Source organism: Stenotrophomonas maltophilia group sp. vghtpe118, assembly GCF_052605195.1.
Genome location: NZ_CP199672.1, coordinates 3,446,400 through 3,460,898, shown reverse-complemented (window position 1 = coordinate 3,460,898; position 14,499 = coordinate 3,446,400). Strand labels below are relative to the sequence as shown.

The window sequence follows — 14,499 nt, the reverse complement described above, 5'->3', positions numbered from 1 at the left end:
GGTTCCGCGTCAGAACTCGCCGCGGAACCAGGTCTTGAGCTTCTTGAACATGCTTCCAGCGCGCCCGGTCGGCAGCGACGGCCGCCGCGGGTGCTCGATCTGGCTGCCCATCAGCAGCAGGCCCACGCCGGTGGCGTGCACCGGGTTGCCGACCACTTCGCCCAGGCCGGTGACGTGCTGCGGGATGCCCACGCGCACCGGCATCTGCAGCATTTCCTCGGCCAGCTCGACCACGCCTTCCATCTTCGATGCGCCCCCGGTCAGCACCATGCCGGCGCGCACCAGTTCCTCGAAGCCGGAGCGGCGCAGTTCGGCCTGCACCATCTCGAAGATCTCCTCGTAGCGACCCTGCACGGCCTGCGCCAGCGAATGGCGCGGCATGCGGCGCGGCGGGCGGTCGCCGACCGACGGCACCTGGATGCTCTCCTCGGCCGTGGCCAGCTGGGCCAGGGCGCAGGCATAGCGCACCTTGATCTGCTCGGCTTCCGGGGTCGGCGTGCGCAGCATGTGCGCGATATCGTTGGTCACGTGGTCGCCGGCGATCGGCAGCGAGGCGGTGTGGCAGATCGCGCCCTGCACGAACACCGCGATGTCGGTAGTACCGGCGCCCATGTCGACCAGCACCACGCCCAGCTCGCGCTCGTCGGCGGTCAGCACCGCCACGCTGGAGGCCAGCGAGGACAGCACCAGGTCGTCCACCTGCAGGCCGCAGCGCTGCACGCACTTGCTGATGTTGGCCGCCGCCGACTGCGCGCACACCACCAGGTGCGCATGCACTTCCAGGCGCACGCCGGTCATGCCGACCGGGTTGCGGATGCCTTCCTGCGAATCGTCCAGCACGTACTCGCGCGGAATCGCGTGCAGGATCTTCTGGTCGGCCGGGATCGCCACCGCCTTGGCCGCGTCGAGCACGCGATCCAGGTCGCCCCAGGTCACTTCACCGTCGCGGATCGGCACGATGCCCGGCGAGTTCTTGCACTGCACGTGGTTGCCGGAGATCGAGGCGTACACCGAACGGATCTCGCAGCCGGCCATCAGCTCGGCTTCTTCCACCGCACGCTGGATCGACTGCACGGTCGATTCGATGTCCACCACCACGCCACGCTTCAACCCGCGCGATTCGTGCGAGCCGATGCCGATCACTTCGATCGGGTTGCCCGGCGAATACTCGCCCACCAGCGCCACCACCTTGGAGGTGCCGATGTCCAGGCCAACGATCAGCGATTTGTCACCCTTGCGATTCATGTCCTTTCCTGCGTGCTTCTGGCCGGGGTCGCCGGCGTTTTCGCCGGCGTGGCCGGGGTACCCCAGCTCAGCGTGAAACCATTGGTGTAACGGAGATCTGCGCGCTCGATCGGCGCGTCCTGTCTGTTGAGCTGCGGCAGCACCTTGACGAAGCGCTGCATGCGCGAGCGCGCGTCGTCACGGCCGACCACCACTTCGGTGCCGTTGCTCAGCACCAGCGACCAGCTGCCGCGCGCATCCATCGTCACCCGGCGCACGTCGACGCCGGCCGGTGCGAACAAGGCACGCGAGTCGCTGTACAGCTTCATCACTTCCTGGGTCTGGCTGTCCGGGCCATCCAGCTCCGGCAGTTCCAGGTCTGACAGTTTCTTCGGCGTGGGGAACAGCTTGCCCTGCTCGGAGACCAGGCGGTCGTTGCCCCAGCGTGCGAACGGCTTGTGCTCGACCAGGGTCACTTCCAGCACGTCCGGCCACTGCTTGCGTACCTGCGCGCTTTCCACCCACGGCAGCTTTTCCAGCGCGTCCTGCGCATCCTGCAGCTTGACCGCGAAGAACCCGGCGCGCGCGTACGGCAGCAGCACCTGCTGCAGCTGCTCGGCCGGTACCCGCTTGAACTCGCCATGCACGCGCAGCTTCGCCAGCGGCCAGCGCTCGGCGCCGACCCAGCCATTGACCACGGCCACCACCGGCAGTGCAACCACCGACAGTGCCAACAGCCAGACGAAGATGCGCAGCAGCGCGTTCATGCGTGCGTGGCCTCCAGGGTCTGTTCCAGCACGCGCCACACCAGTTCCTCGAAACCGATGCCGGCCTGGCGGGCCGCCTTGGGTACCAGCGAGTGGCTGGTCATGCCCGGCGCGGTGTTCACTTCCAGCAGGAAGAAACGGCCGCTGGCGCGGTCACGCATCACGTCCACGCGGCCCCAGCCACGGCAGCCGGCGGCGCGGAATGCGGCCAGCGCGATGCGGCGGATCTCGTCTTCGTCGCCACCGTCCAGGCCCGGGCACAGGTACTGGGTGTCCTCGGCGATGTACTTGGCGTTGTAGTCGTACCACTGGCCCTTGGGCACGATGCGGATCGACGGCAGGGCAACGTCGCCAAGGATGGCCACGGTCAGCTCATCGCCCACCACCATCTGCTCCATCAGCAACTGGCCGTCGTAGCGCGCGGCCAGGGCCACGGCCTCGTCCAGGCCGGTCTCGTCGGTGACCCGGCTGATGCCCACGCTGGAGCCTTCGTTGGCCGGCTTCACCACCACCGGCAGGCCCAGCTCGGCGGCCAGCGCATGCACGTTCGACGCGTCGACCTTGCGGTACTGCGGGGTCGGCAGGCCCAGCGACAGCCACACCTGCTTGGTGCGGATCTTGTCCATGCTCAGCGCCGAACCCAGCACGTCCGAGCCGGTGTACGGCACGCCGAAGGCGTCCATCAGGCCCTGCACGATGCCGTCCTCACCGCCACCGTTGTGGCCATGCAGGATGTTGAACACGCGGTCGATGCCACCGGCGGCGAGCGCGCTGGCCAGCGCCGGAATGCCATCGACGGCGAACGCATCGACGCCGCGCGACTGCAGGGCTTCGAGCACGTTGCGGCCTGAATCCAGCGACACCTCGCGTTCGCTGGAACTGCCGCCGAGCAGCACGGCGACGCGGCCGAACACGGCCGGGTCGGTCATGCGCAGCGGCGGGAAAGTCAGCGCGCTCACGCCTGGCCCTCCGCCTGGAAGCCTTCCACCGCGATATGGGTGGCCACGGCACCGATGTCGCCGGCACCCATCATCAGCAGCAGGTCACCGTCCTGCAGCACGTCCGGCAGCACGCTGGCCAGCTCGGCGGCCTTGCCCACCACCACCGGCTCGCTGCGGCCGCGCGCGCGGATGGCGCGGGCCAGCGCATGCGAGTCGGCACCGGCAATGGGTTCCTCACCGGCCGGATAGACCTCGCTCAGCACCAGCGCGTCGACGCTGGACAGCACCGCGGCGAACTTGTCGAACTGGTCACGGGTGCGGCTGTAGCGGTGCGGCTGGAAGGCCACCACCAGGCGCTTGTCAGCCCAGCCGCCGCGGGCGGCGGCGAATACCGCCTCCAGCTCGCTCGGGTGATGGCCGTAGTCGTCGATGATGCGCACCTTGGCACCGCTGGCGGTGGTCACTTCGCCCAGATCATTGAAGCGGCGACCGACACCGGCGAAGCCTTCCAGCGCGCGCGCGATGGCGTCCGGTGCCACGCCCAGCTGCCAGCCCACCGCGGCGGCGGCCAGCGCGTTGAGTACGTTGTGCCTGCCCGGCAGCGCCAGCACCACTTCCTGGCTGGTGCCCTGCGGCAGGCGCAGGGTGAAGCGCATGCGCGATCCTTCCTGCACCACGTTCTCGGCGCGCACGTCGGCCTGCGGGCTCATGCCGTAGCTCATCACGTGGCGCGGGGTCCTGGCGGCCAGCGCGGCCACTTCCGGATCGTCGATGCACAGCACCGCCAGGCCGTAGAACGGCAGGCGCTGCAGGAATTCGGCGAACGCCGCCTGCACGCGGGCAAAGTCGTTGCCGTAGTTTTCCAGGTGGTCGGCGTCAATGTTCGTGATGATCGACATCAGCGGATTCAGGCGCAGGAAGCTGCCATCGCTTTCGTCGGCCTCGGCCACCAGCCACTGCCCACCGCCCAGCTTGGCGTTGGCACCCGCAGCCAGCAGCTGGCCACCGATCACGAATGTCGGGTCCAGGCCACCTTCGCTCAGCACCGCCGCGGTCAGGCTGGTGGTGGTGGTCTTGCCATGGGTACCGGCCACGGCGATGCCGCGACGGAAGCGCATCAGCTCGGCCAGCATCGCCGCGCGCGGCATGATCGGAATGCGCTGGCTGCGCGCTTCCATCAGTTCCGGGTTGTCTTCGCGGATGGCACTGGAGACCACCACGCAGTCGGTGCCCAGCACGTTGGCTGCCGAGTGGCCGCGCATGATGCGCGCTCCCAGGCTGGCCAGGCGGCGGGTTGCCACGTTGTCGGCGTTGTCCGAGCCGGACACTTCGTAGCCCAGCGTCAGCATCACTTCGGCGATGCCACTCATGCCGGTGCCACCGATGCCGACGAAATGCACGCGCGGGAACGCGCGCACCAGGTCGTTGGTGTCGTGCAGGCGACGGATCATGCGCGGCCTCGCGCAGGGCAGGCGCGGTGGCATGCCTTCTTCATACAGCTTCCTCGAGAATGATATCGGCGATGCGCTCGGCGGCATCGACCTTGGCCAGGGCACGCGCGGCTTGCGCCATCTGCATGCGGCGGGCGGGATTTTCGGACAGATCGCGCAGCAGTGCGGCAATGCCGTCGGCCAGCGTTCCGTCCTGCTTCAGCAACACCGCCGCGCCGCGCTCGACCAGGTACTCCGCATTGCGGGTCTGGTGATCGTCGACGGCAGCGGGGAATGGCACCAGCACGCTGCCGACGCCGGCTGCGCAAAGCTCGGCCAGGGTCGACGCACCGGAGCGGCACACGACCAGATCGGCCCAGGCGAAGGCCTCGGCCATGTCGGCGATGAACGGGGTGATTTCCGCCTGCACGCCGGCCTTGGCATACGCCTCGACCGCCTCGGCATGCATCTTCTCGCCACTCTGGTGGCGCACCTGCACCGGCACGCCGGCACCCAGCGCGGCGATCGCCTGCGGCACGCCGGCATTGAGTGCGCGCGCACCCTGGCTGCCACCCACCACCAGCACGCGCAGCGGGCCGTTGCGGTCGGCGAAGCGCTGTTCCGGCGGAGCGATGGCGGCGATCTCCGCACGCACCGGGTTGCCGACGAATTCCTCGCGCTGGGCGAAGGTGCCCGGGAAACCGGTCAGCAGCCGGCGCGCATAACGCGACAGGATGCGGTTGGTCAGGCCGGGCGCACGGTTCTGCTCATGCACGATCAGCGGCAGGCCATGCAGGCGCGTGGCCATGCCACCCGGGCCGGAGGCGAAGCCACCGAAGGCCACCACCGCACGCGGCTGGCGTTTGCGGATGATCATGCCGGCCGCGCGCAGCGCACGCATCAGCCGCCATGGCGCCGCCAGCAGCGCCAGCTTGCCCTTGCCGCGCAGGCCGGTGATCGCCAGCGTGTCGATGGCAATGTCGTGCTGCGGCACCAGGCGGGTTTCCATCGCGCCTTCGGCGCCCATCCAGGTGACCGGCACGCCACGCTCGCGCAGCACGCGGGCCACGGCCAGGCCGGGGAAGATGTGACCGCCGGTACCACCGGCCAGGATCATCACCGGGCGCACCTTCTCGTTGGCTGCACTCATGACAGCCTCCCGAAGGTCGGTTCGATGCGCGACTGCAGGCGGCTGGTGCCGCGCGCGGCGTTCGCCGCAGCGGCAGCCGTCGGCTCGGCGCTCACCGGCACGCTGGCGGCCGCCGGCGTGGCGGCGGGTTCCATCGACTCGGCAGCGGTTTCTTCGGCGCCACCGATGCGCACGGCCTGGCGACGCTCGGCGCGCTTGAGCTCGTAGGACACGCGCAGCAGCAGGCCCATCGCCACGCAGGTCATCAGCACCGACGAGCCGCCGGAGGAGATCAGCGGCAGAGTCAGGCCCTTGGTCGGCAGGATGCCCAGGTTCACGCCGATCGAAACGAAGGTCTGCATGCTGATCCACAGGCCGATGCCGAAGGCGATGTAGCCGGAGAAGTGGCGCTTCATTTCCACGCAGCGCATGCCCAGCCAGAAGGTACGGCCGACCAGCAGCGCGTACAGCGCCACGATCACGCAGGTACCGAGGAAACCGAATTCCTCGGCGGTGACCGAGAAGATGAAGTCGGTATGCGCTTCCGGCAGGTAGTACAGCTTCTGCACCGAATTGCCCAGGCCGACGCCGGTCCACTCGCCACGGCCCACTGCCATCAGCGCGTTGGACAGCTGGTAGCCGTCGCCCTGCTGGTCGGCCCACGGGTCCAGGAACGATGTGATGCGGCGCATGCGGTACGGCTCGATGATCGCCAGTGCGCTCATGCCGACCAGGCCGATGACCACCGGCATCGACATGCGCGGCATGTTCACCCCGCCCAGCACCAGCATGCCGGCGGTGATCGCCAGCAGCAGGGTCGAAGAACCAAAGTCCGGCTGCAGCAGCAGCAGCACCACCAGCGCACCGGCCACGCCCAGCGGCTTGAGCATCGCCGGCCAGGTCGCATTGACCTCGTCGCGGAAGCGCACCAGGTAGCTGGACAGCCAGACGATGTACAGCACCTTCACCGCCTCGACCGTCTGGAACTTGGAGATGCCCAGGTTGATCCAGCGGCGTGCGCCGTTGACCGTGCTGCCCAGGCCCGGCGCGAACACCGCCAGCAGCAGCACGAAGCAGCCCAGCAGCAGCATCTGGTTGTACTGCTCGATGGATTTCAGCTCGGTGCGGGCGGCGATGACCGCCAGCACGATACCCACCGCCAGGAAGATCAGGTGGCGGTTGAGGTAGTAGAACGGGCTGCTCATCAAGGCGATCGAGCTGGACGCCACCATCACCACGCCCACGCCGGTGAGCGCGATGATCGCGCCCAGCAGCCACTTGTCGTAGCTGCCTTCGATGGCTTCAAGGCGTGTTGCCTGGCGGGACAGGTCGTTCATCTCAGCGCACCTTCAACGTGGCCAGGCCGATCAGCACGAGCACGACGGAGATGATCCAGAAGCGCACGATCACGCGCGGCTCCGGCCAGCCCTTCAGTTCGAAATGGTGGTGGATCGGCGCCATGCGGAACACGCGCTTGCCGGTCAGCTTGAACGAGGCGACCTGGATCATCACCGACAGGGTTTCGATGACGAACACGCCACCCATGATCACCAGCACCAGTTCCTGGCGGGTGATCACCGCGATGGTGCCCAGCACCGCACCCAGCGCCAGCGCGCCGATGTCGCCCATGAACACCATGGCCGGATAGGTGTTGAACCACAGGAAGCCCAGGCCGGCTCCGGCGATGGCCGCACAGATGATGACCAGTTCGCCGGCGCCCGGGATCTGCGGGATCTGCAGGTAGTTGGCGAACACCACGTTGCCCGAGGCATAGGCGAACACGCCCAGCGCGCAGGCCACCAGCACGGTCGGCATGATTGCCAGGCCGTCCAGGCCGTCGGTCAGGTTCACCGCGTTGGAGAAGCCGACGATCCAGAAGTAGGCGATGGCCACGAAGCCGATGCCGGCCAGCGGCAGCGCGACCGACTTGAACATCGGGATGTAGAAGGTCAGCGCTGCCGGCACGTCGGCCGTGTAGAACAGGAACAGGCCGGCGGCCAGGCCGAAGATCGACTGCAGCAGGTACTTCCAGCGCGACTTCAGGCCGTTCGGGTCACGGCGGACGATCTTGATCCAGTCGTCATACCAGCCGATGGCGCCGAAGCACAGCATCACCGCCAGCACCAGCCACACGTAGCGGTTGCGCAGGTCGGCCCACATCAGCACCGACAGGGTGATGGTGAGCAGGATCAGCGAACCGCCCATGGTCGGCGTGCCGGCCTTGGAGAAATGGGTCTGCGGACCGTCCTGGCGGATCGGCTGGCCGCCCTTGAACTGGGCGAGCTTGCGGATCATCGCCGGTCCAAGCCACAGCGACAGGAACAGGGCCGTCAGCGCGGCAAGGATGGCGCGGAACGTCTGGTAGTTGAACAGCCCGAACAGGCTCTCCAACTGCTGCAACCATCGAGCCAGTTCATACAACATGCGGGGATTCCTCTCCTTGCGCCAGCAGCGCTTTGACGATCAGGTCCATGGCACTGCCACGGGAACCCTTGACCAGGCAGCGCACACCAGCGTGCAACTCATCCTGCAGCGCCTGTGACAGCGCACCATGGGTAGCGAAATGGCGACCGCCTTCACCGAAGGCGGCCGCAGCGGCGGCACTGAGCGGACCCAGCGCATACAGCCGCTTCAGGCCGGCAGCGCGTGCGCGGATGCCGGCCTGCGCATGCAGCGCCTCGGCGTCCGGGCCCAGTTCGCGCATGTCACCCAGCACCAGCCAGCCCTCTTCCGGGGCGGCGGCCAGGGCATCGATGGCCGCAGCCAGCGAGCCGGGATTGGCGTTGTAGCTGTCATCCACCAGCACCGCGCCGTTGCGCAGCTGATGGGCAATCTGGCGGCCCGGCACCGGCTGCGCTTCGGCCAGGCCGGCGGCAATCAGCGCCAGATCGACACCCGCGGCCAGCGCCAGGCTGGCGGCGGCCAGCGCATTGCTGACGTTGTGGCGACCCGGCAGGCCCAGCACCACGCGGGCTTCGCCGGTCGGTGCGACCAGGGTGAACTGGCTGCCCTGTGCACCGGCGCGGATGTCGCGCGCGGTCACGTCCGCCGAGTGTTCGAGGCCGTAGCGCAGCACGCGGCAACGCGCCGGGGTGCTGATGAAGTGCTGCTCGAACCAGCGGCCATAGGCATCGTCGGCGTTGATCACTGCCACGCCATCGGCCGGCAGCGCGGCATAGATCGCGCCCTTGGTCACCGCCACGCCGAGCAGGCTGCCCATGCGTTCCAGGTGTGCCGGGGCAATGTTGTTGACCAGCGCATAGCGCGGGCGGGCGATGTCGGTCAGGTAGGCGATATCGCCAGGCTTGCCAGCGCCCATCTCGTAGACGGCGTAGTCGGCATCTTCCGGCGCATCGATCACCGCCAGCGGCAGGCCGATCTCGTTGTTGCGGTTACCCGGGTTGGCGTAGACCACCTTGTGCGCGTGCTGGGCCACCTGCTGCAGGATCGACAGCAGCAGGCTCTTCACGCTGGTCTTGCCATTGCTGCCGGTGATCGCGAACACCTCGGTGCCACGGTCACGCTGCATGCCGGTAGCGATCTTCGCCAGTGCCAGCTCGCTGTCGGCCACCAGTACCTGCGGCAGCTCGATCGGCAGCAGCCGCTCGACCAGCAGCGCACTGGCACCGCGCGCCTGCGCGTCGGCAGCGAAGTCATGCCCGTCGAAACGCTCGCCGCGCAGCGCCACATACAGGCTGCCCGGGCCCAGGTTGCGGGTGTCATTGCTGACTGCATCGATGGCCACGTCATCGCCGTGGATCTCGCCACCGGCCCAGTGTGCGATCAGCGAAAGCAGGGTGCGCTTCATGCGGCGCCCTCCCCGGCCTGTGCCTGCAGAACACCGGCCTTGGCCGCCAGTGCCGCCGCAGCCACTTCGGTGTCGTCGAAGTCATGACGCACGCCATTCACTTCCTGGTACGGCTCATGGCCCTTGCCGGCAATCAGGATGATGTCGCCGGCACCGGCACGCTTCACCGCCAGGCCGATCGCACGCGCGCGGTTGCGCTGCACGGTCACGGCATCGGCGTGCTGGAAGCCGGCCAGGATGTCGGCCACGATCACGTCGCCATTCTCGCCACGCGGGTTGTCGTCGGTGACGATGACCTGGTTGGCCAGGCGCTCGGCAATCGCCGCCATCTGCGGACGCTTGCCTGAATCGCGCTCGCCACCGCAGCCGAACACGCAGAACAGCGTGCCCTGCAGATGGCCGTGCAGGCTGTCCAGCGCCTGCTCCAGCGCGTCCGGGGTATGTGCGTAGTCGACCACCACGGTCGGCAGGCCGTCTTCGCCGCCGAGGCGGTTCATGCGGCCACGGATCGGCTGCAGCGCCGACAGCACTTCGGCGATGCGCGGCAGCGGCTGGCCCTGCGCGTGCAGGGTGCCGGCCACGGCCAGCAGGTTGTCCACGTTGAAGCGGCCCAGCAGCGGCGACTGCACCGCGGCGCGCTGGCCGTCGATGACCAGCTCGAAGGCAATACCGCGCCCATCCAGCTGCAGCGCTTCAGCGCGCACGCTGGCGTCAGCGGCACCGCGCGAGCTCAGGCCGATCGGTTGCACGCCGGCAGGCAGGCCAGCGAACAGCTGGCGACCAAAGGCGTCGTCCAGGTTGACCACCGCCGCCTTCAGGCCCGGGCGATGGAACAGCCGCGCCTTGGCCGCGCCGTAGCTGGCCATGTCACCGTGGTAGTCCAGATGGTCGCGGGTGAGGTTGGTGAACACCGCCACGTCGTAATGCACGGCATCCACGCGGCCCTGGTCCAGGGCGTGCGAGCTGACTTCCATCGCCACCGCACGCGCACCGGCGTCGCGCAGCTGTGCCAGCAGCGCATGCATCTGCAGTACCAGCGGCGTGGTGAATCCGGTCGGCTCGACCGCACCATAAAGTCCGGCGCCCAACGTGCCGATACTGCCACTGGGCGTTCCGAGCAGGTGCCAGGCCTGGGCCAGCAGTTGCACGGTGGAGGTCTTGCCGTTGGTACCGGTCACGCCGACCATCGCCATCGCCCGTGACGGCGCGCCGTGGAACTGGTCGGCCATCGCCCCCATGCGCGCCCGCAGGCCCGGCACGGCGATCGCATCGGCCGGCGCCGGCAGCTCAGTCGGTGCCGGTGGCTCGAACAGGATGGCGCTGGCACCGGCCGCACGGGCCTGCTCGACAAAGCCCAGGCCATGCGCGCCGAAACCGGCGATGGCGACGAAGGCATTGCCGGGGCGCACGGCGCGGCTGTCCAGCACCAGGCCGGTCAGAACGGGATCATGGCCCGCCAGGGCCACGTCCGGAAGCAACTGCGAAAGCAACATCGAAGGACTCATTGCGTGCCTCCCGTAGCGGGCGGCGTCTGGGCTTGCGCGCTCGGCAGCGCAGCATCGAATTCAGCGGCGGCATCGACCGGCAGCGCGGTCTCGGCCGGCGGTGCTGGCAGGATCGAGGCCGAATGGCCGACCTTGCCCGACTGCTGTGCGGCCAGCCACGACTGCAGGTCGTCCAGCGGCACGTCCATCAGGCGCAGGGTGCCTTCCATCACGTTGTGATAGACCGGCGCCGACACCAGGCCGCCGTAGAACTTGCCGGCCTGCGGATCGTTGATGACGATGACGGTGGCGAAGCGCGGGTTGGTGGCCGGCACCACGCCGGCAAACAGCGCGTTGTAATGCCCGCGCTCGTAACCACCCGGACCGGCCTTGCGCGCGGTGCCGGTCTTGCCGGCCACGCGGTAGCCCAGCACCGCCGCCTGCTTGGCGCCGCCCTGGGTGACCACCGTCTCCATCATCGCCACCACCTGCCTGGCGACGTTTTCATCGATGATCTGCTGGCCTTCGTTGCGCTGGCCCTTGACGAAAGTCGGCGCGATAAGGCGCCCGCCGTTGGCCAGCGCCGAGTACGCGGTGGCAATCTGCAGCGGCGTGACCGACAGGCCATAGCCGTAGGACATGGTGGTCTTGGTGGTCCCGGACCAGCGCGCCGGACGCATCACCACACCGGCCGATTCACCCGGGAACCCGCTGTGCGGCGCCGAGCCATAGCCGAAGCGGCGCACGCCGTCGTAGAAGGTCTGGTCCGGCATCTTCGCCGCAACCTTGGCTGCACCCACGTTCGAACTGCGGGTGATCACGCCGGTCACGTTCAGCACGCCGTTGTTGCGTGGCACGTCGCGGATGGTGAAGCGACCCAGCGTCATGTAGCCCGGGTTGGTGTCGATGATGGTGTCCTTGGTCACCACACCGGCCTGCAGCGCGGTGGCGATGGTCAGCGGCTTCATCGTCGAACCCGGCTCGACCAGGTCGGTCACCGCGCGGTTGCGGCGCGTATCAGGGATCGCGCCGGTCAACGAATTCGGGTTGTAGGTCGGCAGGTTGACCATGGCCAGGATCTCGCCGGTGGTCACGTCCATGATCACCATCGAGCCGCCGGCCGCCTTGTTGGCCACCAGCGCGTTGCGCAGTTCCTTGAAGGCCAGGTACTGGATGCGGCGGTCGATGCTGAGGGTCAGGTCCTTGCCCGGCTCAGCGGCACGCAGCAGATCGCTTTCGACGGTCTCGCCCTTGCGGTTGCGGATCACCCGCTTCGCACCGGGCTTGCCGCGCAGCCATTCGTCGAAGGCCAGTTCCAGGCCTTCCTGGCCGCGATCATCGATGTTGGTGAAGCCCAGCACGTGCGCCATCGCCTCACCCTGCGGGTAGAAGCGGCGGAACTCGCGCTGCGCGGCCACGCCCGGAATCTTCAGCGCGACCACCTTCTCCGCCTCGTCCGGATTGATCCGGCGACGCAGGTACATGAATTCCTTGTCCGACTTCTGCGACAGGCGGCTGCTCAGCTCATCCACCGACATGCCGACCGCCTGGGCCAGCTCGGGGATGCGTTCGGGCGAACGCAGCAGGTCCTGCGGGTTGACCCAGATCGAGGCAACCGGCGTGGACACCGCCAGCGGCTCGCCGTTGCGGTCGGTGATCATGCCGCGCGAAGTCTTGATCGGCAGCTCGCGCAGGTAGCGGGCCTCACCCTGGCGCTGGTAGAAGTCGCTGTTGATGATCTGTACGTAGGCCGCGCGGCCGACCAGCGACACCGAGCACAGGCCAAGCGCCAACGCCACCCAGCGCAGGCGCTGGCGCAGGTTGAAGGCATTGCGTGGACGGTTGCGACCGGCCTTGCTCATGGGCGCACCACCACGATGTCGGCGGCCTCGGGGAACTTCATGCCGAGCTTTTCGCGGGCGATGCGATCGACACGGTTGGCTTCGGCCAGCGTGGCCTGCTCCAGCTGCAGACGGCCGAATTCCAGGTTGATGTCATCGCGCTTGCGCTCGGCGCGCGACAGCTCGATGAACGTCTGCCGATGACGGTGACGCACGAACACGACGCCGATCGCCGAGGCCACGGTGCAGGCCAACAGGATGATCAGCAGCAGCCGGCTCATGCGTCGGCCTCCCGCTTCTGGGCCACGCGCAGCACCGCGCTGCGGGCGCGCGGGTTGGCGGCCAGCTCTTCGTCGGTGGCCTTGATGGCCCCACCGATCAGGTCCAGCGTCGGCACGAACGCAACGGCCTCGGGCAGGCGGCGGTTGGCCGGCGGCGCCTTGGCCAGGCGGTTCATGTACTGCTTGACGATGCGGTCTTCCAGCGAGTGGAAGCTGATCACCGCCAGACGGCCACCGGGCTTGAGCCGTTCCACCGCCGCATCCAGCCCTGCTTCCAGATCGGCCAGCTCGCGGTTGATGTGGATGCGGATGGCCTGGAAGCTGCGCGTGGCGGGATGGATCTTGTCCTTTCCACGCGGCATCACCGAGGCGATCAGCTCGGCCAGTTCGGCGGTGCGGGAGAACGGCTGCTTCTCGCGGCGGGCCACGATGGCGCGGGCGATGCGCCGGCTCTGGCGCTCTTCGCCGTAGGTCCACAGCACATCGGCGATCTCGCGCTCTTCCACGCGGTTGATCCACTGCGCGGCGCTTTCACCGCTGTCCGGGTCCATGCGCATGTCCAGCGGGCCGTCCTTGCCGAAGCTGAAGCCTCGTTCGGCCACATCCAGCTGCGGCGACGACACGCCCAGGTCGAACAGCACGCCGTCCAGGCCTTCGGCCGTCGCATCCCACTGCAGCAGCTGGGCGAAGCTGCCACGGAAGATGGACACGCGCGGATCCGGCGCGAAATCGCGCTCGGCAACGGCGATGGCTTCCGGATCCTTGTCCATGACCAGCAGGCGCCCCTCGGGACCGAGCTGGGTGAGCACGCCACGTGCATGACCGCCACGACCGAACGTGCCATCCAGATAACGTCCGTTTTCGATCACCCTCAGGCCTTCAAGGACCTGGGTGTACAGGACCGGCAGGTGCACCGCCGGCGACTGCGACACCGGAAGGTGACCGGCCTGCGCTTCTGGGCGCATCCGGGCACCCCGGCTCACAACTTCAGGTCGAGCAACCCATCACCCAGATCCTCGTCAGACAATGTCTGCTGGATCAGGGCCCGATGCGCCTGCTCGCTCCACAATTCGAACTTGTCGCCCATACCGAGCAATACCGCCTTCTTCTCAATGCCCACCGCACCGCGGTGGCTGGCGGGGATGCTGATGCGACCGTTGCCGTCCAGCTCCAGATGGGCGGCCGAGCCGACCAGCTTCTGCTGCAACAGGCGCACGACGCGCTGGGTGTTGGGCTTGGACATCACATCGTCGCGGACCCGTTCCCATTCCGACTCTGCGTACAGCCACAGGCAGCCGGCTTCGAACGGGTTGTAGGTCAGCACGAGACGGTTGTTGCTGGCGCGCGCGACGAGGTCGCGGTAAGCGGTGGGAACCGCCATGCGCCCCTTGTCGTCAACTGTGATGGCCGTCTCGCCCTGGAACACGACGCCTGCACCTTGTCCTTCGCCCGGTGAAACATTGAACCACGAAAACCCACAAAACACCCGGATTTCCCTCTGATGCCCACCTTAGCAGCGGGCCGAGGGTTGTCAACAACTTTTCAGCAGGGAAATCGCCAGCCGCATCAATGGCTTGCAACAACCTTTAGAGAC

The 14,499-nt window shown here is 68.0% G+C and carries 12 protein-coding genes and 1 pseudogene; all 13 read right to left on the bottom strand.

Annotation, left to right across the window (positions count from 1 at the left end):
- Positions 1-9: 9 nt before the first annotated feature.
- The 13 genes and pseudogenes from ftsA to mraZ all read right to left on the bottom strand — a co-directional run bounded on the left by ftsA (position 10) and on the right by mraZ (position 14,331).
- Complete coding sequence (gene ftsA / locus ACUDTM_RS15720; protein WP_005408083.1) at positions 10-1,245, bottom strand: cell division protein FtsA; 1,236 nt, start codon at positions 1,243-1,245, stop codon at positions 10-12.
- A gap of 68 nt (positions 1,246-1,313) precedes the next feature.
- Positions 1,314-1,991, bottom strand: a pseudogene (locus ACUDTM_RS15715) (cell division protein FtsQ/DivIB); the annotation flags it as partial.
- Positions 1,988-2,920 carry a D-alanine--D-alanine ligase gene (locus ACUDTM_RS15710; protein ID WP_445391474.1) on the bottom strand — a complete coding sequence of 311 codons (933 nt, stop codon included), beginning with the start codon at positions 2,918-2,920 and terminating at the stop codon, positions 1,988-1,990. The pseudogene ACUDTM_RS15715 and the gene ACUDTM_RS15710, both read right to left, overlap by 4 nt.
- A 26-nt stretch (positions 2,921-2,946) precedes the next feature.
- Positions 2,947-4,383, bottom strand: a complete 1,437-nt coding sequence (gene murC / locus ACUDTM_RS15705) for a UDP-N-acetylmuramate--L-alanine ligase (RefSeq protein WP_061478391.1) — start codon at positions 4,381-4,383, stop codon at positions 2,947-2,949.
- A gap of 40 nt (positions 4,384-4,423) precedes the next feature.
- A complete protein-coding gene (murG, locus tag ACUDTM_RS15700) occupies positions 4,424-5,512 on the bottom strand; it encodes an undecaprenyldiphospho-muramoylpentapeptide beta-N-acetylglucosaminyltransferase (protein ID WP_005415293.1) in 1,089 nt (362 codons plus the stop codon).
- Positions 5,509-6,828, bottom strand: coding sequence for a putative lipid II flippase FtsW (gene ftsW, locus ACUDTM_RS15695; RefSeq protein ID WP_188218676.1), 1,320 nt, complete (start codon positions 6,826-6,828; stop codon positions 5,509-5,511). The genes murG and ftsW overlap by 4 nt, the downstream gene beginning before the upstream one ends.
- A 1-nt stretch (position 6,829) precedes the next feature.
- Complete coding sequence (gene mraY / locus ACUDTM_RS15690) at positions 6,830-7,915, bottom strand: phospho-N-acetylmuramoyl-pentapeptide-transferase (protein ID WP_005415291.1); 1,086 nt, start codon at positions 7,913-7,915, stop codon at positions 6,830-6,832.
- On the bottom strand, positions 7,905-9,299 hold the full coding sequence (locus ACUDTM_RS15685; protein WP_072167849.1) for a UDP-N-acetylmuramoyl-tripeptide--D-alanyl-D-alanine ligase: 1,395 nt from the start codon (positions 9,297-9,299) through the stop codon (positions 7,905-7,907). Before ACUDTM_RS15685 ends, mraY begins: the two co-directional genes overlap by 11 nt.
- The gene (locus ACUDTM_RS15680) at positions 9,296-10,804 is read right to left on the bottom strand and encodes a UDP-N-acetylmuramoyl-L-alanyl-D-glutamate--2,6-diaminopimelate ligase (protein WP_188241508.1); all 1,509 of its coding nucleotides are present in this window, start codon (positions 10,802-10,804) and stop codon (positions 9,296-9,298) included. Before ACUDTM_RS15680 ends, ACUDTM_RS15685 begins: the two co-directional genes overlap by 4 nt.
- The gene (locus tag ACUDTM_RS15675; protein ID WP_069139504.1) at positions 10,801-12,645 is read right to left on the bottom strand and encodes a peptidoglycan D,D-transpeptidase FtsI family protein; all 1,845 of its coding nucleotides are present in this window, start codon (positions 12,643-12,645) and stop codon (positions 10,801-10,803) included. Before ACUDTM_RS15675 ends, ACUDTM_RS15680 begins: the two co-directional genes overlap by 4 nt.
- The gene (ftsL, locus tag ACUDTM_RS15670) at positions 12,642-12,905 is read right to left on the bottom strand and encodes a cell division protein FtsL (protein ID WP_005415286.1); all 264 of its coding nucleotides are present in this window, start codon (positions 12,903-12,905) and stop codon (positions 12,642-12,644) included. The genes ACUDTM_RS15675 and ftsL overlap by 4 nt, the downstream gene beginning before the upstream one ends.
- Positions 12,902-13,870 (bottom strand): 16S rRNA (cytosine(1402)-N(4))-methyltransferase RsmH, encoded by a 969-nt coding sequence (gene rsmH, locus ACUDTM_RS15665; RefSeq protein ID WP_049468237.1) that lies wholly within the window; start codon positions 13,868-13,870, stop codon positions 12,902-12,904. Before rsmH ends, ftsL begins: the two co-directional genes overlap by 4 nt.
- 14 nt (positions 13,871-13,884) lie before the next feature.
- The gene (gene mraZ, locus ACUDTM_RS15660; RefSeq protein WP_004143635.1) at positions 13,885-14,331 is read right to left on the bottom strand and encodes a division/cell wall cluster transcriptional repressor MraZ; all 447 of its coding nucleotides are present in this window, start codon (positions 14,329-14,331) and stop codon (positions 13,885-13,887) included.
- Positions 14,332-14,499: the final 168 nt, after the last annotated feature.